Annotated in this window: 18 protein-coding genes; 13 read left to right on the plus strand and 5 right to left on the minus strand. The window is 73.2% G+C overall.

Features of this window, described 5'->3' with window-relative positions:
• Window positions 1–29 precede the first annotated feature (29 nt).
• The 11 genes from O7622_RS15065 to argH all read left to right on the plus strand — a co-directional run bounded on the left by O7622_RS15065 (window position 30) and on the right by argH (window position 12,588).
• Window positions 30–812, plus strand: coding sequence for a hypothetical protein (locus O7622_RS15065; protein WP_282313923.1), 783 nt, complete (start codon window positions 30–32; stop codon window positions 810–812).
• Window positions 809–3,049, plus strand: coding sequence for a hypothetical protein (locus O7622_RS15070; RefSeq protein ID WP_282313924.1), 2,241 nt, complete (start codon window positions 809–811; stop codon window positions 3,047–3,049). The genes O7622_RS15065 and O7622_RS15070 overlap by 4 nt, the downstream gene beginning before the upstream one ends.
• A 131-nt stretch (window positions 3,050–3,180) precedes the next feature.
• A complete protein-coding gene (locus O7622_RS15075) occupies window positions 3,181–3,864 on the plus strand; it encodes a hypothetical protein (protein ID WP_282313925.1) in 684 nt (227 codons plus the stop codon).
• Between the two features lie 136 nt (window positions 3,865–4,000).
• Window positions 4,001–5,002, plus strand: coding sequence for an N-acetyl-gamma-glutamyl-phosphate reductase (gene argC, locus O7622_RS15080; RefSeq protein ID WP_282313926.1), 1,002 nt, complete (start codon window positions 4,001–4,003; stop codon window positions 5,000–5,002).
• A complete protein-coding gene (argJ, locus tag O7622_RS15085; protein WP_282313927.1) occupies window positions 4,999–6,171 on the plus strand; it encodes a bifunctional glutamate N-acetyltransferase/amino-acid acetyltransferase ArgJ in 1,173 nt (390 codons plus the stop codon). The genes argC and argJ overlap by 4 nt, the downstream gene beginning before the upstream one ends.
• A 116-nt stretch (window positions 6,172–6,287) precedes the next feature.
• Window positions 6,288–7,175 (plus strand): acetylglutamate kinase, encoded by an 888-nt coding sequence (gene argB, locus O7622_RS15090; RefSeq protein ID WP_282313928.1) that lies wholly within the window; start codon window positions 6,288–6,290, stop codon window positions 7,173–7,175.
• Window positions 7,172–8,476, plus strand: coding sequence for an acetylornithine transaminase (locus tag O7622_RS15095; RefSeq protein ID WP_282313929.1), 1,305 nt, complete (start codon window positions 7,172–7,174; stop codon window positions 8,474–8,476). The genes argB and O7622_RS15095 overlap by 4 nt, the downstream gene beginning before the upstream one ends.
• Window positions 8,473–9,399 (plus strand): ornithine carbamoyltransferase, encoded by a 927-nt coding sequence (gene argF, locus O7622_RS15100; protein WP_282313930.1) that lies wholly within the window; start codon window positions 8,473–8,475, stop codon window positions 9,397–9,399. The genes O7622_RS15095 and argF overlap by 4 nt, the downstream gene beginning before the upstream one ends.
• Entirely contained in the window at window positions 9,396–9,908 is a 513-nt protein-coding gene (locus O7622_RS15105; RefSeq protein ID WP_013474917.1) for an arginine repressor, read from the plus strand. Before argF ends, O7622_RS15105 begins: the two co-directional genes overlap by 4 nt.
• Complete coding sequence (locus tag O7622_RS15110; protein ID WP_282313931.1) at window positions 9,905–11,110, plus strand: argininosuccinate synthase; 1,206 nt, start codon at window positions 9,905–9,907, stop codon at window positions 11,108–11,110. Before O7622_RS15105 ends, O7622_RS15110 begins: the two co-directional genes overlap by 4 nt.
• A gap of 14 nt (window positions 11,111–11,124) precedes the next feature.
• Complete coding sequence (gene argH / locus O7622_RS15115) at window positions 11,125–12,588, plus strand: argininosuccinate lyase (protein WP_030271078.1); 1,464 nt, start codon at window positions 11,125–11,127, stop codon at window positions 12,586–12,588.
• 32 nt (window positions 12,589–12,620) lie between these two features.
• Here argH and O7622_RS15120 read toward each other — a convergent pair whose 3' ends face one another.
• From O7622_RS15120 to O7622_RS15130, 3 genes are all read right to left on the minus strand, one after another.
• Window positions 12,621–12,974 carry an MmcQ/YjbR family DNA-binding protein gene (locus tag O7622_RS15120; RefSeq protein WP_282313932.1) on the minus strand — a complete coding sequence of 118 codons (354 nt, stop codon included), beginning with the start codon at window positions 12,972–12,974 and terminating at the stop codon, window positions 12,621–12,623.
• A gap of 64 nt (window positions 12,975–13,038) precedes the next feature.
• Window positions 13,039–13,464, minus strand: a complete 426-nt coding sequence (locus tag O7622_RS15125; protein WP_013285554.1) for a hypothetical protein — start codon at window positions 13,462–13,464, stop codon at window positions 13,039–13,041.
• A gap of 155 nt (window positions 13,465–13,619) precedes the next feature.
• On the minus strand, window positions 13,620–14,258 hold the full coding sequence (locus O7622_RS15130; protein ID WP_282313933.1) for a DNA-3-methyladenine glycosylase: 639 nt from the start codon (window positions 14,256–14,258) through the stop codon (window positions 13,620–13,622).
• A 139-nt stretch (window positions 14,259–14,397) separates the two neighbouring features.
• Here O7622_RS15130 and O7622_RS15135 point away from each other — a divergent pair, with 139 nt between their 5' ends.
• Together O7622_RS15135 and O7622_RS15140 are read left to right on the plus strand one after the other, a co-directional pair.
• Window positions 14,398–15,495: an LLM class flavin-dependent oxidoreductase gene (locus O7622_RS15135; RefSeq protein ID WP_282313934.1), complete on the plus strand. Its 1,098-nt coding sequence runs from the start codon at window positions 14,398–14,400 to the stop codon at window positions 15,493–15,495.
• Window positions 15,492–16,118 (plus strand): CE1759 family FMN reductase, encoded by a 627-nt coding sequence (locus O7622_RS15140; RefSeq protein WP_282313935.1) that lies wholly within the window; start codon window positions 15,492–15,494, stop codon window positions 16,116–16,118. The genes O7622_RS15135 and O7622_RS15140 overlap by 4 nt, the downstream gene beginning before the upstream one ends.
• Window positions 16,119–16,167: 49 nt before the next feature.
• Here O7622_RS15140 and O7622_RS15145 read toward each other — a convergent pair whose 3' ends face one another.
• Both O7622_RS15145 and O7622_RS15150 read right to left on the minus strand, forming a co-directional pair.
• Window positions 16,168–17,052 (minus strand): universal stress protein, encoded by an 885-nt coding sequence (locus O7622_RS15145; RefSeq protein ID WP_282313936.1) that lies wholly within the window; start codon window positions 17,050–17,052, stop codon window positions 16,168–16,170.
• Between the two features lie 70 nt (window positions 17,053–17,122).
• Window positions 17,123–18,031: a universal stress protein gene (locus O7622_RS15150; RefSeq protein ID WP_282313937.1), complete on the minus strand. Its 909-nt coding sequence runs from the start codon at window positions 18,029–18,031 to the stop codon at window positions 17,123–17,125.
• Between the last annotated feature and the right edge of the window lie 51 nt (window positions 18,032–18,082).

An 18,082-nucleotide genomic window follows, 5' to 3' on the forward strand; every position in this document is an offset into this window, starting at 1 on the left:
GACACCGGATGCACCATCCCGAGCGACGAATGTTGATCAGCGTGGACATGGAGCGGTACAGCCGCCGCAGCAATGTCCAGCAGTACGAGGCGCAGCAGGAGTTCCGGCGCCTTCTGCATGAGGCCGCCGCGCTGGTCGGACTGGACCGGACGCAGTGGCATACGCAGCAGGCCGGTGACGGGGAATTGGCGATTCTCCCGCGGGACGCCCACGAGGCGCTCATCATCGGCCGATTCGTCCCGGAGCTCAACCGACGGCTGCGTGCGTACAACGTCAGCCGGGTGCCGGCGGCGCGGATCCGGCTGCGGGTGGCCGTCCATCAGGGCCTCGTACACCTGGACGGCGCGAACGGCTTTCCGGGTTCGGCAGTCGTCCTCGTCTGCCGACTCTGCGACTCCGATCCGCTGAAGCAGGCTCTTGCCGCCTTCCCGGACGCTGGAGTCGCGCTCGTCGTCTCCGACGACATCTACCGGAACGTCGTCCAGGAGTACCCCGAGGAGATGCGGCCCGAGCGGTTTCGCAAGGTTCGGGTGAGCCACCCGGACAAGGGCTTCGAGGAGACCGCCTGGCTCTACGTGGTCGACGAGGACATGTCGTCATTGGCGGTCGGCGAACCGCGAACGGTAGACCCGGCAGGCGACGTTGGGTCCGACTCCATCGGCCGTCCGGTCGAACCGCCGCATTCCGGCAACGCCGGTATCCGGATCGGCAGCCTCCAGGTCCATGGGCAGAGCGCTGTCGGCCCGAACGCGACAGCGATCGGATCGGTCGGTCGCGACGCGAGCATCGGCCGGGACGGGACCGAACGATGATCGCCCACGTGCCACCGCCGGAGACCGACGGCGTCCCGGTGCCGGTCCCGCCGATCCACCTGGATGACGGCGGAGAGGCTGCGGGCGCCACGATCGGCGGGGCCGGCCCCGGCGCCGATCCGATGGATGCGGACGAGGAAGGCCTCGCGGAGGAGGCGGAGGACGATCCGTCTCTCGACCCGCGCCAGATCATCGGCCGACTCTCCGCGCTGCTCGGCGCACCCGCGGGGATCGAGGTCGGGGATGTACACGTCCAGGGCCAGAACGCCACCGGGACCGGAGCCACCGCCATCGGCGCGATGCACGTCACGATGGCCGGCGTCGGGGAGGGCCGGACCTGGTCGGAGACGTTGAGTGGAGCCACAGTTCGACAGTCCGCCGACGGGTATGCGCCGGCGTCGAGCGATCAGTACCTCGACCGACGGCTCAAGCGCCGAGGGCTGCTGTGTCTCTCCGGACCGGAAGGTACGGGACGCTACACGGCGGCGTGTCTGGCCTCCGCCAGACGGCACGGCTACGACCGGGTGGGCCTGATCAACGTGGAGAGCCTCGGAGATCTGATCCGGACAGCCGGCATCCTGCGTACCAAACACGGTTACGTCCTGCCTCTGGGCGACGAGGCGATCCGGGAACTGGACGGCATGACCCTGGTCGGCGCGGCGGCCCGGGCGGAGGCGGTGGGCTGCACGGTGGTGCTCGTCGGTGATTTCCGGTCGCGGGGCCGGGAGTTCACCGATCAGATCGTCGAGCACCGGCCGCCCGGCGCTGCGGATGTCTTCCGGGCCCAGCTACGGCGGCATCTGCGCGGCAGATGCGTCGGCCGGTGTGGCAACGAGTGCGTCGGAGCGTGCGTCGACCGCTATGTCGAGGACGAAGCTGTCGGGCACCCGTTGATGATGACCTACCTGAGCGGTGATCCGCGGCCAGGTGAGGTGGTCCGCTTGGTGGAGACCATCGCCCGCAACCCTGTGAACGGCGTGGATCTGACGCAACGGTTGGAGCGCCTGCTGCCGGGGCAGGTGCGGGAGCGGGCGGCTCGTATTCTCGAGTGCACCGACGGGCAGCACCCGTCGGTATTCTGGGCTACCGACGACCGTCGTGCGTTCCGCCTGGCCTGTGCGGTGCTCGCCGGCCAGCCGATGTCGGAGGTTCAGCATGCCGCACGGCTGCTGACCGGACCTGCGGCGGACGACCTGCCACAGGCGGTCGTGCCTGGCCGCGGGTCCGCGCTTGACGAGTTGATGGGGTCCGAACTTCGTCAGGCGGTGCGGGTGGTCGACGACGATCGAGTGCCGGGCGGGCGACGGGTGGAGTTCATCCCGGCCAGCGATGCGCTTCGTTCCAGCCTGCTGGAGGTCGCCTGGCAGGACTGGTGGCACCCGGAGCGGCTTCTGCGGTGGTGGGGCGTTCTTGCCCGCAGCGACGTGCCCGGGGTTCGGCAGGCCGCAGCGGGCGCCATCGGCTGGTCGGCAAGTCTCGCGGTGCGCCCCGCGTTGCAAGCCGTGGACGAGTTGGCACGGGAACGACGCGCCGGCGTGCGCCAGACGGCAGCCATCGCTCTGGTCGCGATGGCTATGCAGCCCTTCCTGCGCCATCGGCTCCGCAACGAGTTGGACCGCTGGGCCGAGAGTGGCACGGCGCACCGCCGGGACACCGTGGCTCGGGCCTATGCTCTCGGCCTCGCTCGTCTCTGGCCCGAGAGCGCGCTGCTCCACCTGCGTCAGGTGGCGGAGGCGCGGATGCAGCGCTGGCACAACTCCGTGGTCCGGGGCCTCGTTGAGGTGTACGACGCAGGGCACACGGCGGAGGTGACGGCCGCGCTGGCGGAGTGGGCCGTCTCGACCCATCCGGAGGTGCGTCTGCACGCCGGGCGGGCACTGCGGATCCTGGCCGACCGGTGGTCACCCGTGCCGCGGGAACACTGGCCCGAACTGCTCGACCTGACACGGCGCGGCGCCGTTCAACTGCAGGATCTGGCTACCTGCTGGGCCGCCGCGCTCGCTATCCCGGGGACCGCGTTTCGAGCCTGGCGGACGCTCGGGTTCTGGCTCAGCCGCGCCGATGGGCAGCCTGAGGTGGCGATGTACTGCCGACAATTGCTCACCGCGGTGGTCGCCGGCCGGGAACCCCTCCGGTGTCGCCTGGACCACCAGATTCGACACGTCTGGCAGCCCCTGATGCCCGGTAACTCCCTACTCAACGACGTACGACGACTGACGAACGAGGAACAGAGATGACCACCCCTCCCGCAGCGCCCTCGAGCACCCCTGCCTCCGCCTCGGACCAGCCGGCACGCCGCTGGTGGCACACCGTCTTCCCGCCTGCCCCGTCGACCATTGCTTCCCCCACGCCGGCTTCTCCACCCGCCGTGTCGTTTCGCCAGGAGGCCCCGCAGCCTCTCCTGGTGCCGGCGAAAGGTGACGCCTTTGACTTCCGCCTGTACGCCGTCTACGTCTGGACGGCGCAGCGGATGACGTTCGAGGAGTTGCGGTTCCGGGCCGAGGGCTACCTGACGTGGGCGTGTGGCATTCTCCGGGAACAAGCGGTCGAGTTGGCCCGGCGGCATGAGCCGCACCGCTCCCACGAACTGGAGCAGGCCCTGAACGTGCATCTGTCCGGCCAGCGCTGGCCCCGGCAGGGGACGGCCCCCTCCTTCACCGTCCAGGTGCGTGTCAGCCCCGACGAGCGGATACGCGAGCGGCTGCGGCCGTACTGGGAGGACCGGATCAAGTTGGAGTGCGACCACGAGCTGCAGAAGGTCAGGGCCCGCCAGGCCGACGACCTGACCCGACGGTGGTGCGCGGTGCTCCAGAATCTCGAAGGCGACCCGGTGACAATGCATGCCGCCCGGCTGACCGGGGAGCAGTTCGCCGAGGTGTTCCGTCGGTACGTGACAGAGCGCCGGGAAACCGTGCCGGAGTTGGTGGAGTTGCTCCGGGAGGCGGTCCGGGGACACAACGACTTGAACATGGGCCCGTCGGAGTACACCCAGGCCTGGGATGCGGCTCTCCGCACCTATGAGCGTCAGCATGGGCTCGTCGAGCGAGGCTGACCCTGGCCGGGCCGGCCCTTCCTGGACGGAATCGGAAGGGCCGGCCAAGCCGCAGCTTCATGCACTACACTGCATGAACTTGCATCGGGTGCCGGGCCACTGGTAGCCTTCTCTGCATAGTCATGCGGAGGTGGGTATGGGCATTCGGGTTGCCGTGGCCGGGGCGAGTGGATACGCCGGGGGCGAACTGCTGCGCCTGCTCGCCGGTCACCCCGAGTTCGAGCTGATCACCGCCACCGCGCACAGCCAGGCCGGCCAGCCCGTCACCGCCGTACACCCGCACCTCGCGGGCCTCGACCTGGTGTTCGCCGCTACCGAACCGGCGACCCTCGCCGACGCGGACCTGGTCTTCCTGGCCCTGCCGCACGGGCAGTCCGCGGCGCTCGCCGCGGCGCTGCCCGCCACGGTCAAGGTGGTCGACCTCGGCGCTGACCACCGGCTGCGCGACGCCGCCGCCTGGGCCCGCTACTACGGCGGGGAGCACGCCGGCGCCTGGACCTACGGGCTGCCCGAGGTGCCCGGGCAGCGGGCCGAGATCGCCGCCGCGACGCGGGTCGCCAGCACCGGCTGCTACGCGGTGGCTACGACGCTGGCGCTGGCGCCGCTGATCGCCGCAGGCGCGGTACGCCCCGACGACGTGGTGGTGGTCGCCGCCTCCGGCACCTCCGGCGCGGGCCGGGCCGCCAAGGCGCACCTGCTCGGCAGCGAGGTGATGGGCGACCTGACCCCCTACAAGGTGGGCGCGCACCAGCACGTCCCGGAGATCAAGCAGGCCACCGGCGCGACCGGTCTCTCCTTCACCCCGGTGCTCGCGCCGATGCCCCGGGGGATCCTGTCCACAGTCACCGCGGTGCCCACCGGTGACGCCGATCCACGCGCGGTGCTGGCCGCCGCCTACGCCGACGCGCCGTTCGTGCACGTGCTGCCCGAGGGATCGTGGCCGCACACCGCGGCCACCGCCGGGTCGAACTCCTGCCACCTGCAGGCGACCGTGGACGTCGACTCGGGCCGGGTGATCGTGGTCAGCGCTATCGACAACCTGGGCAAGGGCGCGGCCGGCCAGGCCGTGCAGAACGCCAACCTGATGGTGGGTCTCCCCGAGACCGCCGGTCTGTCCGTGTTTGGAGTGGCCCCGTGAGCGTCACCGTCCCCCGTGGGTTCCGCGCCGCAGGTGTCGCTGCGGGACTGAAGTCCGCCGGCGCCGCCGACGTCGCCCTCGTGATCAACGACGGCCCGGACGCCGGCGTGGCCGGTGTGTTCACCGCCAACCGGGTCAAGGCCGCGCCGGTGCTGTGGAGCCAGCAGGTCGTGCACGGCGGCGTCGTGCGCGCCGTGGTGCTCAACTCCGGCGGCGCGAACGCCTGCACCGGCCCGGCCGGCTTCCAGGACACCCACGCCACCGCCGAGCACACCGCCGCCGCGATCACCGCGGCGAACGCGCGGCTGATCGTCGGCGCCGGCGAGGTCGCCGTGTGCTCCACCGGCCTGATCGGCGAGCGCCTGCCGATGGACAAACTGCTTCCCGGCGTACGCGAGGCGGTGCGCGGCCTGTCCCGCGACGGCGGCCCGGCGGCCGCCGAGGCGATCATGACCACCGACACCCGGCCGAAGACGGCAGTGGCGCAGGGTACGGGCTGGACCGTCGGCGGCATGGCCAAGGGCGCGGGCATGCTCGCCCCGGCCATGGCCACCATGCTCTGCGTGCTCACCACCGACGCGGTGGCCGGGCCGGACGCCCTGGACGCCGCGCTGCGCGCCGCCACCCGGATCACGTTCGACCGGATCGACTCCGACGGCTGCATGTCCACCAACGACACGGTGCTGCTGCTGGCCAGCGGCGCCTCCGGCATCGAGCCGACCGCCGAGGAGCTGACCGCCGCGGTCACCGCCGCCTGCCACGACCTGGCCCAGCAACTCCTGGCCGACGCGGAGGGCGCGACCAAGGAGGTCGCGATCGAGGTGGTCGGCGCGGCGAGCGAGGACGACGCGGTTGAGGTGGGCCGCACTGTGGCCCGCAACAACCTGGTGAAGACCGCGCTGTTCGGCAACGACCCGAACTGGGGCCGGATCCTCGCTGCGGTCGGCACCACGGCCGCCGTGTTCGAGCCGGACGGCGTGGACGTCGCGGTCAACGGCATCTGGGTGTGCCGGGGCGGCGCCGCCGCCGAGGACCGCGCCAAGGTGGACCTCACCGGCCGCGGCGTCACGGTCCGGATCGACCTGCACGCCGGGGCCGACACCGCCACCATCTGGACCAACGACCTGTCGCATGCGTACGTCCACGAGAACTCGGCCTACTCGACGTGAGCGCGAGGAACGCAGCGAAGCGGAGTCCCGCAGTCGCGAACGAAAGGCGGGCTCGGTGAGCGCGAGGAACGCAGCGAAGCGGAGTCCCGCAGTCGCGAACGAAAGGCCAGCTCAGCATGAACCTCTCCGCTGACCTCACCCGGGCCCAGGCCAAGGCCGCCACGCTGATCGAGGCGCTGCCCTGGCTGGCCCGTTTCTCCGGCGCCACGGTCGTGGTCAAGTACGGCGGCAACGCCATGGTCGACCCCGAACTCCAGCGGGCGTTCGCCGCCGACATGGTGTTCCTGCGCTACGCCGGCCTGAAGCCGGTCGTGGTGCACGGCGGCGGCCCGCAGATCTCCGCCATGCTCGGCCGCCTGGGCATCGCCAGCGAGTTCCGCGGCGGCCTGCGGGTCACCACCCCGGAGGCGATGGACGTGGTCCGGATGGTCCTGGTCGGTCAGGTCGGCCGGGAACTGGTCGGGCTGATCAACGCGCACGGCCCGTACGCGGTCGGGCTCTCCGGCGAGGACGCCGGGCTGTTCACCGCGGTGCGCCGTCCCGCGTACGTGGACGGGGAAGCGGTCGACGTGGGCCAGGTCGGCGACGTGGAGTCGGTGAACGTCTCGGCGGCCACCGACCTGATCGCGGCCGGCCGGATCCCGGTCATCTCGACCGTCGCGCCGGACGCCGACGGGGTGCTGCACAACCTCAACGCGGACACCGCCGCTGCCGCGCTCGCGGTGGCGCTGGACGCGCGCAAGCTGGTCGTGCTGACCGACGTGCCCGGCCTGTACGCCGACTGGCCCGACACGTCCAGCCTGGTCAGCGAGATCACCGCGGACGACCTGGCGAAGCTGCTGCCGTTCCTGGAGTCGGGCATGGTCCCGAAGATGGAGGCCTGCCTGCGGGCGGTGCGCGGGGGAGTACCGGCCGCGCACGTCGTCGACGGCCGGGTCGCCCACTCCACGCTGTTGGAAGTGTTCACGTCGGAGGGCTTCGGAACGATGGTGATCGAGTCATGAGCATGCTCGTGCAGCGGTGGAACGCCACCATGATGGACAACTACGGCACGCCGCCGCTGGCGCTCGTCTCCGGCTCCGGCGCCGTCGTGGTCGACGAGACCGGCCGGGAGTACGTCGACCTGATCGGCGGCATCGCCGTCAACGCGCTCGGCCACGCCCACCCGGCCGTGGTGGCCGCCGTCAGCAAGCAGGTCGCGACGCTCGGGCACGTGTCCAACCTGTTCGTCGCCGAGCCGCCGGTGGCGCTGGCCGAGCTGCTGCTCGCGCTGGCCGGCCGCCCGGGCCGGGTGTTCTTCGCCAACTCCGGCGCGGAGGCCAACGAGGCCGCGTTCAAGCTGTCCCGGCTCACCGGCCGCCGGCACGTGGTCGCCACCCACGGCGGGTTCCACGGCCGGACCATGGGCGCGCTGGCGCTCACAGGGCAGCCCGCGAAGGCCGACCCGTTCCGCCCGCTGCCCGGCGACGTGACGCACGTGCCGTTCGGCGACGCCGACGCGCTGGCCGAGGCGGTCACCGCCGACACCGCCATGCTGATCATCGAGCCGATCCAGGGCGAGAACGGCGTGGTCGTCCCGCCGCCCGGCTACCTGGCCGCGGCCCGGCGGATCACCGCCGCGCACGGCGCGCTGCTGGTGCTGGACGAGGTGCAGACCGGCATCGGCCGCACCGGCCACTGGTTCGCCCACCAGGGCGAGGGCGTCGAGCCGGACGTGATCACGCTCGCCAAGGGCCTCGGCGGCGGGCTGCCGCTGGGCGCCTGCCTGGCCTTCGGGCGGGCCGCCGACCTGCTCACCCCGGGCTCGCACGGCACCACGTTCGGCGGCAACCCGATCAGTTGCGCCGCCGCGCTCGCTGTCGTCTCCACGATCGCGCAAGAGGGCCTGCTCGACCACGTCAAGCGCGTCGGCGAGCGGCTACGCCGCGGTGTCGAGGCGCTCGGGCACCCGCTGGTCCGCGAGGTGCGCGGCGCCGGCCTGCTGCTCGGCGTCGTGCTCGACCAGCCGGTCTCCGCCGCGGCCGTGGCCGCGCTTCGCGAGGCGGGTTTCCTGGTCAACCCGGTGCAGCCGGACGTGGTCCGGCTCGCCCCGCCGCTGATCCTCACCGCGGCGCAGGCCGACGCGTTCCTCGCCGCGCTGCCGGCCGCGCTGTCCGCCGCCGCGCCGGCCCCTACCACCGACGCCGCCCGCGCCGCGCCCGCCGACACCGCGGCCCCCGCCCACGTCGCCGGGCCTGCCGGCATCGCGGAGCCCGCCCACGTCGCCGGGCCTGGCGTCACGACCCCGACGGAGGCTCCGGCATGATCCGCCACTTCCTGCGCGACGACGACCTCACGCCCGCCGAGCAGGCCGCCGTGCTCGACCTCGCCGCCCGCATGAAGGCCGACCGGTACGCGCACCAGCCCCTGACCGGGCCGAAGTCGGTGGCGGTGCTGTTCGACAAGCAGAGCCTGCGCACCCGGATCTCCTTCGACGTGGGCATCGCCGAGCTGGGCGGGCACCCGCTCGTGGTGGACACCCAGGTCACCCACTTCGGCCGGGGCGAGACGCTCGCCGACGCGGGCCGGGTGCTGTCCCGCTACGTCGCCGCGATCGTGCTGCGCACCCACGGCGACGACCGGATCGCCGAGGTCGCCGCCCACGCGACGGTGCCGGTGGTCAACGCGCTGACCGACACGTACCACCCCTGCCAGCTGCTGGCCGACCTGCTCACCGTGCGGGAACGCTTCGGCGGCACCGCCGGGCGGATCCTCACGTACGTGGGCGACGCGGCGAACAACATGGCGCACTCGTATCTGCTGGCCGGCGCGACCGCCGGGATGCACGTGCGGATCGCCGGCCCGGCCGGGTTCCAGCCGGACCGGGAGATCGTGGCCCGCGCCGAGAAGATCGCCGCCACCACCGGCGGTTCGGTCCAGGTGCTCACCGACCCGGCCGAGGCGGTACGCGGCGCGCACGTCGTCACCACCGACACCTGGACCTCGATGGGGCAGGAGGAGGACGGGCTGGACCGGATCACGCCGTTCCTGCCGTACCAGGTCAACGCCGAGCTGCTCGGCCACGCCGACGCCGACGTGATCGTGCTGCACTGCCTGCCCGCCCACCGGGGCGAGGAGATCACCGACGAGGCGCTCGACGGCCCGCACAGCGCGGTGTTCGACCAGGCGGAGAATCGGCTGCACGCCCAGAAGGCGCTGCTGACCTTTCTCGTGGAGGAATCCGCATGACCGCTCCGCTGACCCGCGCCGCGCGGCACGCCCGCATCGTCGAGCTGATCCGCGACACCCCCATCCACTCGCAGACCGAGCTGGCCGACCTGCTCGCCGGCGACGGCATCCAGGTCACCCAGGCCACCCTGTCGCGCGACCTGAAGGAGCTGGGAGCGGTGACCGCGCGCGGCGGCGACGGGCGGGGCGTCTACCTGATCCCGGAGGACGGGCACCGGCCGCTGCGCGACGCCGAGGGCGCACCGGCCCGGCTGGTCCGGCTGCTGCGTGAGCTGCTCAACGGCGTCGACTCCAGCGGCAACATCGCGGTGCTGCGCACCCCGCCGGGCGCCGCCCAGTACCTCGCCAGCGCGCTGGACCGGGCCGGGCTGTCCGAGATCGTCGGCACCATCGCCGGCGACGACACCATCCTCGTCGTGGCCCGCGAGGCCGACGGCGGGGCCGCGCTGGGTGAGCGGCTCGCCGCGTGGGCCCGCCGCGACGACACCGCCGAAGGGGGCACCTCGTGACCGAGCGGGTCGTGCTCGCGTACTCCGGGGGCCTGGACACCTCGGTCGCCATCCCGTACCTGGCCGAGCGGACCGGCGCGGAGGTGATCGCGGTAGCTGTCGACGTCGGCCAGGGCGGCGAGGACATGTCAGTGATCCGGCAGCGCGCGCTCGACTGCGGCGCCGTCGAGTCCGAGGTGGTCGACGCCCGTGACGAGTTCGCCGCCGACTACTGCCTGCCGGCGATCCGGGCCAACGCCCTCTACATGGACCGCTATCCGCTGGTGTCCGCGCTGTCCCGGCCGCTGATCGTCAGGCACCTGGTCGCGGCGGCGCGCGCCCACGGCGGCACGATCGTGTCGCACGGCTGCACCGGCAAGGGCAACGACCAGGTCCGGTTCGAGGTCGGCCTGGCCGCGCTCGCGCCGGACCTGACGGTCGTCGCGCCGGCCCGGGACTTCGCCTGGACCCGGGACAAGGCGATCGCGTACGCCGGGGAGAAGGGGCTGCCGATCGACGTGTCGGCGAGGTCGCCGTACTCGATCGACCAGAACCTGTGGGGCCGGGCCGTGGAGACCGGGTTCCTGGAGGACATCTGGAACGCCCCGGTCGAGGACCTCTACGCGTACACCGGGGACCCGGCGTCGGAACGCGACCCGGACGACGTGGTGATCACGTTCGACGGCGGCGTCCCGGTCGCGATCGACGGCGAGACGGTCACGCCGTACGAGGCGGTCCGGGAGCTGAACCGGCGGGCCGGGGCGCACGGCGTGGGCCGGCTCGACATGGTCGAGGACCGGCTGGTCGGCATCAAGAGCCGCGAGGTGTACGAGGCGCCCGGCGCGCTCGCCCTGATCACCGCCCACCAGGAGCTGGAGGCGGTCACCGTCGAGCGGGACCTGGCCCGGTTCAAGCGCGGCGTCGACCAGCGCTGGGGTGAGCTGGTCTACGACGGGCTCTGGTTCTCGCCGCTGAAGCGGTCGCTGGACGCGTTCATCGACGACGCCCAGCGGCACGTGACGGGCGAGGTGCGGCTGCGGCTGCACGGCGGCCGAGCGGTGGTCACCGGCCGGCGCTCCGAGGCGAGCCTCTACGACTTCGGCCTGGCCACCTACGACACCGGCGACACGTTCGACCAGTCGCTGGCGAAGGGATTCGTACGACTGTGGGGACTGCCCAGCACGATGGCCGCGCAACGGGACGCCCGGATGGGAGGGGCCTGATGGCGGGCACCACAATGGGTGGGGTGGACGACAAGAGCCTGACCGAGAACAGCGCCCCCGCCAACCGGACGAGCCTCTGGGGCGGCCGGTTCGCCGGCGGTCCCGCCGAGGCGCTCGCGCGGCTGTCGGTGAGCGTCCAGTTCGACTGGCGCCTCGCCCCGTACGACATCGCCGGTTCCCGCGCGCACGCCCGGGTCCTCGCCGGCGCCGGCCTGCTCGACCCGGACGAACTGGGCCGGATGCTGGCGGCGCTGGACGACCTGGAGGCGGCGTGCGCCTCCGGCGCGTTCCGCCCGACGGTTGACGACGAGGACGTGCACACCGCGCTTGAGCGCGGCCTGCTGGAACGGCTCGGCAGCCTCGGCGGCAAGCTGCGCGCCGGCCGGTCCCGCAACGACCAGGTCGCCACCGACCTGCGGCTCTACCTGCGCGACCACGCCCGCGGCGTGGCGGCCCGGCTGGTCGAGCTGGCCGAGGCGCTCGTGGAGCAGGCGGAGCGGCACGTGGACACCGCCGCGCCGGGCATGACGCACCTGCAGCACGCCCAGCCGGTGACGTTCGGGCACTGGCTGCTGGCCCACGTGCAGCCGCTGCTGCGCGACCTGGAACGGATGCGCGACTGGGACGAGCGGACCGCGATCAGCCCGCTCGGCGCGGGCGCGCTGGCCGGGTCGGGGCTGCCGCTGGACCCGGTGGCGGTCGCGAAGGAGCTGGGTTTCCGCACCTCGTTCGCCAACTCGATGGACGCGGTCGCGGACCGCGACTTCGTGGCCGAGTTCCTGTTCGTCACCGCCATGATCGGCGTGCACCTGTCCCGCCTCGGCGAGGAGGTGGTGCTCTGGACGTCGCAGGAGTTCGGCTGGGTCGAGCTGGACGACGCCTTCGCCACCGGCTCGTCGATCATGCCGCAGAAGAAGAACGCGGACATCGCCGAGCTGGCCCGGGGCAAGTCGGGCCGCCTGGTCGGCGGCCTGATGAGCGTGCTCACCATGCTCAAGGGCCTGCCCATGACGTACGACCGGGACATGCAGGAGGACAAGGAACCGGCGTTCGACGCGGTGGACACGCTGGAGTTGCTGCTGCCCGCGCTGGCCGGGATGATCTCCACGATGACGGTCCGGGTGGACCGGCTGGTGGCCAGCGCCCCGTCGGGCTTCTCGCTGGCCACCGAGGTCGCCGACTGGCTGGTGCGGCGCAACGTGCCGTTCCGCGACGCGCACGAGATCACCGGCAAGCTGGTGGCGCTGTGCGCGGCCCGCGACTGCGCGCTGGACGAGGTGTCCGACGCCGACCTGGCCGCGGTGAGCGAGCACCTGGACCCGTCGGTGCGCGACGTGCTCTCGGTGCGCTCGGCGCTGGCCGCCCGCATCACGCCCGGCTCCACCGGCCCCGGCCCGGTCGCCGACCAGCTCGCCGCCGCTGCGGACAAGCTGACCGGCTGGCGGGAGTGGGCCGCCGAGCGGGTCGTACCCCGCTGACCTTCACGGCTGGGCCGAGTGCTTCGCGCCGGTCAGCCGGCGGGGCGCTCGCGTTTCGGGAGCTTCGCCACCACCGCGTCGTACGAACCGTCGACCGCCTCGATCAGCTCGTCGTCCGGGATGCCGCCGGAGAGCCGCAGCGTGTTCCAGCCGGACCGGCCGATGTAGGGGGAGGGGCGCGCGTCGGCCGGGAACCGGTGCAGCCACTCGTCGGCCACCTCCCGGGACGGCCCGCACTTCACCCCGAGCCGGGCCTCGCCCTCCGGTGAGCCGAGGAACGCGAAGATGCGGCTGCCCACCTTCACCACCTCGTCGCCCTCCCACGGCCGGTCGAGCCAGGCTCCCGGCTTGGCCAGGCAGTAGGCCAGCATCTCCTCGCGCGTCATCGCGTCCTCCCGTGCCGTCGTCCGGCACAGTCTCGCCCGCCGCTGTGACAGCCCGCGCCGCCGGTCAGTCGCCGGTGCCGGTGCGGACGGTGAGCCGCTCGTAGCGCTGCCGGGCCGCCTGGGCGCTGCCCAGCCCCAGCCCGAAGGCGATCGCCTGCCAGGTCATGCCCCGCCCGCGGGCCACCTGCAACAGGCCGGCCTCCAGCGCGTCCACCTCGGCCCGCACGTGCGGGATCAGCGTCAGCGCGGCCATCAGGTCGGCCTGGTCGACGGGCTCCTCACCCTCGTCCAGCTCGGCGCCCCCGGCCAGCGCCATCACCAGCGTGGCCGCCTCGTAGGCGTCGGGCACGTCCGGGTGGGCGTAGCGGCGGCGGCGGGAGTTGGTGCCGGCGTGCCGTTCGGCGATCCGCAGCAGTGCAGCGTAGTTGCGGTGCGCCCGGGCCTGGGCAGCATCCGGAGCGGTGAACGGGTCGTTGTCCACGGTGACCATGCCGTCCATCCCACACCCAAGAATGGCCTGTTGTCAACACCTCGTTGAAAGCCCTTCGTGTAAAACACTCTGCCCTCAACGTGTGGTGAAGAGTTGGCGCGTCATGCCACCACAGACGCGTCGCGGGGTGTCCCGGGTTGCCCGGAACGGCCGATTCAGGCCGGCGAGTTCCGCACCGGAGCGGCCGGAGCGGGCCGGCGGCGCGGGGTGTGCCGCCGGTAGACGCTCACGCTCGGTTCGTCCGCCAGCCAGAACCGCCACGGCAGGTCGTGCGCGGCGGCGACCCCGACACGCGGCCCGGCGGCGATCCGCGCCGGGTCGACGGGGCTCGCCGGCGGCGTCAGCAGCAGCGGTCCGCTGCCGTCGATCGCCGAGGTGCCGTTCGCGTCCCGCCCGAGCCCGAGCGCGGTGACCAGCCGGGCCGGCCCACGGGCCAGATCCCGGTCGGTGGCGCGCGGCCGGCGCTCGCGGGCGATCTCGACGCCGTCGACCACCTCGCCCGCGCGCAGCAGCACCGCCGCCGCCTCGCCGTCGCGACCGCAGACGACGTTCGCGCACCAGTGCATGCCGAACACGAAGTACACGTAGACGTGCCCGGCGGGCCCGAACATGACCCTGTTGCGCGGCGTCGGCCCGCGGTGGGCGTGCGACGCCGGGTCCTCGCCGGTGCCCGCGTACGCCTCGACCTCGGTGAGCCGGACGGTGACGCCGCCGGCCGACACGGTCCAGCCGAGCAGCGTCCGCGCGGTGCCGGCGACCTGCGTGGCGGGCGCGGAGAGCCAGGGGTACGTCATCGCGGCAAGGGTAGTCGGTGGTCGGTGCGTGATCCGGGCCACGCCGGGGTGGGCGGCCACCGGAATAGTTGACTCGTCAAATATGTTGTGAGGAGCGATCCCGGGCCGACCGGTCCGGACCCCACGCGAGGAGCTGGTCATGCAGTTCGGAGTCTTCACCGTCGGTGACGTCACCGTCGACCCCACGAACGGGCGGCTGCCGTCCGAGCGTGAGCGGATCAAGGCCATGACCGCCATCGCGCTCAAGGCCGAGGAGGTCGGCCTCGACGTCTTCGCCACCGGCGAGCACCACAACCCGCCGTTCGTGCCGTCGTCGCCGACCACCATGCTCGGCTGGATCGCCGCGCGCACCGAACGGCTGCTGCTGTCCACCTCGACCACGCTGATCACCACGAACGACCCGGTGAAGATCGCCGAGGACTACGCGATGCTCCAGCACCTGGCCGACGGCCGGGTGGACCTCATGATGGGGCGCGGCAACACCGGCCCGGTCTACCCGTGGTTCGGGCAGGACATCCGCAACGGCATCCCGCTGGCCATCGAGAACTACGACCTGCTGCACCGGCTGTGGCGCGAGGACGTGGTCGACTGGAAGGGCCGGTTCCGTACGCCGCTGCAGTCGTTCACCTCGACCCCGCGCCCGCTCGACGGCGTACCGCCGTTCGTCTGGCACGGCTCGATCCGCAGCCCGGAGATCGCCGAGCAGGCCGCGTACTACGGTGACGGCTTCTTCGCCAACCACATCTTCTGGCCCAAGGAGCACACCCAGCGGATGGTCGGCCTCTACCGGGAGCGGTACGCGCACTACGGCCACGGCTCGCCGGACCAGGCCATCGTCGGCCTCGGCGGGCAGGTGTTCATGCGGCGCAACTCCCAGGACGCGGTACGCGAGTTCCGCCCCTACTTCGACAACGCCCCGGTCTACGGGCACGGGCCGTCGCTGGAGGAGTTCACCCGCGAGACGCCGCTGACCGTCGGCAGCCCGCAGCAGGTCGTCGACCGCACGCTGGGCTTCCGCGAGTACGTCGGCGACTACCAGCGGCAGCTGTTCCTGATGGACCACGCCGGGCTGCCGCTGAAGACGGTGCTGGAGCAGCTCGACCTGCTGGGCGAGGAGGTGGTCCCGGTGCTGCGCAAGGAGTTCGACTCGCTGCGTCCGGCACACGTGCCCGAGGCGCCCACCCACGCGAGCCTGCTGGCCGCCCGCGACGCCGCCCCGGCCGGGGAGCAGCGATGACCAGCCGTACCCTCGCGGTCGTGTCGGCCGGTCTCGGCCAGCCGTCGTCGACCCGCCTGCTCGCCGGCCAGCTCGCCGCGGCCGCCCGCGACGAGCTGGCCGGCCGCGGCGCCACTGTGGAACTGCGCGTGGTCGAGCTGCGCGAGTACGCCCACGACGTGGTGAACCACCTGCTCACCGGCTTCGCGCCGGCCGCGCTGCGGCGGACGCTCGACGAGGTGGCCACCGCCGACGGGCTGATCGCGGTGACGCCGATCTTCAACGCGTCCTACAACGGGCTGTTCAAGTCGTTCTTCGACGTGGTCGACCGGGACACGCTCGCCGGCAAGCCGGTGCTGCTCGGGGCGACCGGCGGCACCGCCCGGCACTCGCTGGCCCTGGAGCACGCGGTCCGGCCGATGTTCACGTACCTGCGGGCGGCGACACTGCCCACTGCGGTCTTCGCCGCGCCCGAGGACTGGGCCGGCGACGACGGCGACAGCGCGCTGCGGTCCCGGATCCGCCGGGCCGGAGCCGAGCTGGCCGAGCAGGTGGACCGCCGCCCGCCCGCGACCGGCCCGGCCGACCCGTTCGCGCTCACCACCGACTTCGCCGACCTGCTCGCCGGCCGCGACCCGTCCTGACGCCCGGGCGGGCCACTCGGCGGACCGGACCGGCCAGCCGCGCGGCGCGTCAGTCGTCGGCCGGCTCGGGCCGGTGGGCGACGAGCACCGGGCAGTGGGAGTGCTGCACCAGCGCCTGGCTGACCGAGCCGAGCAGCAGCCCGGCGAAGCCGCCCCGGCCCCGGGAACCGACAACCACGAGCGACGCCTCACCGCTGGCCTCCCGGAGCGCGGTCTCCGGCGAGGCGGCGGTCACGGCCCGCTCCGTCACCCGCAGGCCCGGGTGCGCCGCCCGGACCCGGGCCGCGGCCTCGGCCAGCAGCCCGGCCGCCTCGGCCCGCTCCGCGGTGGACGCCTCCGCCGCGACCTCCGGCGTCACCGCGCCACGTTCCGGCGACCGGACGTGCATCAGCACCAGCTCCGCGTCGCGCCGATCGGCCTCGTCCGCCGCCAGCTCGATCGCGTACCCGGCCGAGTCGGAACCGTCCACGCCGACCAGCACCGGACCGTCCAGCGGGATCGGCTGCTCCTCCGGGCGGACGATGAGCACCGGGCAGTGCCCGTGCTGCGCGAGCTGCCCGCCGACCGAGCCGAGCAGCAGCCCGGCGAAGCCGCCCACGCCCCGGCTGCCCACCACGACCAGTTCGGCGCGGCGGGACTCCTCGACCATCGTCGCGCCCGGACCGCCGGCGACCTGACGCACCTGCACCCGCAGGCCCGGGTGCCGCTCGGTTAGGTCGGCGGCGACCGACTCCAGCATCTTCTCCGACTCCGCGGTGGGCGCCGGCACCCCCAGGTCGTACGGGTTGAGCGGCACGCCGTAGCCCAGTGGGTGCAGGTAGCCGTGCACGAGCAGCAGCGGCCGGGAACGGGCGACGGCGGTCGCGGCGGCCAGGTCGGCGGCGGCCAGGCTGGACGGCGATCCGTCCACTCCCGCCACGACGGGTCGGTTCATCTGGTGCTTTCCCTCCGGTCGGCTCAGGCCATTGTGGCGCTGCCGGCCCCGCCCGGGCCGGGGAACCGGCTCAGCGAGTCCGGTCTCCGCGGTGGCGGACGACTGCGAGCGGGCTGTGGCAGTGGTGCAGCACGGCGTGGCTGACCGAGCCGAGCAGCAGCGCACCGAGGCTACCCCGCCCGTGCGCGCCGACCACCGTCAGCTGCGCGCCGACGGACTCCTCGACGAGCACCCGGGACGGGGTGGCGGCGGCGACCAGCTTCGGCCGTACCGTGACCTCCGGGTAGCGCTCGGCCCAGCCGGCGATCGCCTCGGCCAGCACCCGCTGCTCGTCGGCGCGCAGTTCCTGCGGGTCGTACGCCAGCGGCACGACGTCACCGAACGCCTCCCGGTAGGTCACCGCCTGCGGGTAGAGCCAGGTGTGCACCACCACCAGTTCGGCGCCGCGCGCCGCGGCCTCGGCGAACGCGAACCCGACCGCCTCGTCGGACAGCGCGGAGCCGTCCACGCCGACCACCACCGGACCGTCGGCGCGGGCCTCACCCCGGACCACGAGCACCGGGCAGTCCGCGCGGGCGGAGAGCTGCACCGCGGCGGAGCCGACGAGAAGCTCGGCGAAGCCGCCCAGTCCCCGGTGACCCAGCACGAGCAGCGCGGCGTCGCGGCTCTCCCGGAGCAGCACCGCCACCGGCCCGCCGTCGACGACCGCACCGGTCACGGCCAGGTCCGCGTCGACCTTGCGGGCCTCGTCCACCGCCTCCTCGACCAGCTTCTCGGCCTCCTGGCGCAGCTCGACGTCGGGCAGCACCGGGGCGACCATGCCCAGCGGCGTGCCGGCCAGCGGCCACAGGAAGGCGTTCACCACCCGCAGCGGCCGGTGCCGCAGCACCGCCTCGCGTGCGGCCAGCCGTACCGCGTCCAGCGCGGACGGGGAGCCGTCCACGCCCACCACGACGGGGGCACCGGTTCTGTCGGTCATCACGTCCTCCTTCGGTTCCCCCTCAGCCTGCGCCGGCGGCCCCCACCCGGG

The organism is Micromonospora sp. WMMD1076, assembly GCF_029581475.1.
Classification (GTDB): Bacteria; Actinomycetota; Actinomycetes; order Mycobacteriales; family Micromonosporaceae; genus Micromonospora; species Micromonospora aurantiaca.

Bases quoted from the DNA above. Each gene is read 5' to 3' on its own strand.
- O7622_RS15065 (WP_282313923.1), top strand. From the start codon at position 30: ATGTTGATCAGCGTGGACATGGAGCGGTACAGCCGCCGCAGCAATGTC.
- O7622_RS15070 (WP_282313924.1), top strand. From the start codon at position 809: ATGATCGCCCACGTGCCACCGCCGGAGACCGACGGCGTCCCGGTGCCG.
- argC (WP_282313926.1), top strand. From the start codon at position 4,001: ATGGGCATTCGGGTTGCCGTGGCCGGGGCGAGTGGATACGCCGGGGGC.
- argB (WP_282313928.1), top strand. From the start codon at position 6,288: ATGAACCTCTCCGCTGACCTCACCCGGGCCCAGGCCAAGGCCGCCACG.
- O7622_RS15095 (WP_282313929.1), top strand. From the start codon at position 7,172: ATGAGCATGCTCGTGCAGCGGTGGAACGCCACCATGATGGACAACTAC.
- argF (WP_282313930.1), top strand. From the start codon at position 8,473: ATGATCCGCCACTTCCTGCGCGACGACGACCTCACGCCCGCCGAGCAG.
- O7622_RS15105 (WP_013474917.1), top strand. From the start codon at position 9,396: ATGACCGCTCCGCTGACCCGCGCCGCGCGGCACGCCCGCATCGTCGAG.
- argH (WP_030271078.1), top strand. From the start codon at position 11,125: ATGGGTGGGGTGGACGACAAGAGCCTGACCGAGAACAGCGCCCCCGCC.
- O7622_RS15120 (WP_282313932.1), bottom strand. From the start codon at position 12,974: ATGACGCGCGAGGAGATGCTGGCCTACTGCCTGGCCAAGCCGGGAGCC.
- O7622_RS15125 (WP_013285554.1), bottom strand. From the start codon at position 13,464: ATGGTCACCGTGGACAACGACCCGTTCACCGCTCCGGATGCTGCCCAG.
- O7622_RS15130 (WP_282313933.1), bottom strand. From the start codon at position 14,258: ATGACGTACCCCTGGCTCTCCGCGCCCGCCACGCAGGTCGCCGGCACC.
- O7622_RS15135 (WP_282313934.1), top strand. From the start codon at position 14,398: ATGCAGTTCGGAGTCTTCACCGTCGGTGACGTCACCGTCGACCCCACG.
- O7622_RS15140 (WP_282313935.1), top strand. From the start codon at position 15,492: ATGACCAGCCGTACCCTCGCGGTCGTGTCGGCCGGTCTCGGCCAGCCG.
- O7622_RS15145 (WP_282313936.1), bottom strand. From the start codon at position 17,052: ATGAACCGACCCGTCGTGGCGGGAGTGGACGGATCGCCGTCCAGCCTG.
- O7622_RS15150 (WP_282313937.1), bottom strand. From the start codon at position 18,031: ATGACCGACAGAACCGGTGCCCCCGTCGTGGTGGGCGTGGACGGCTCC.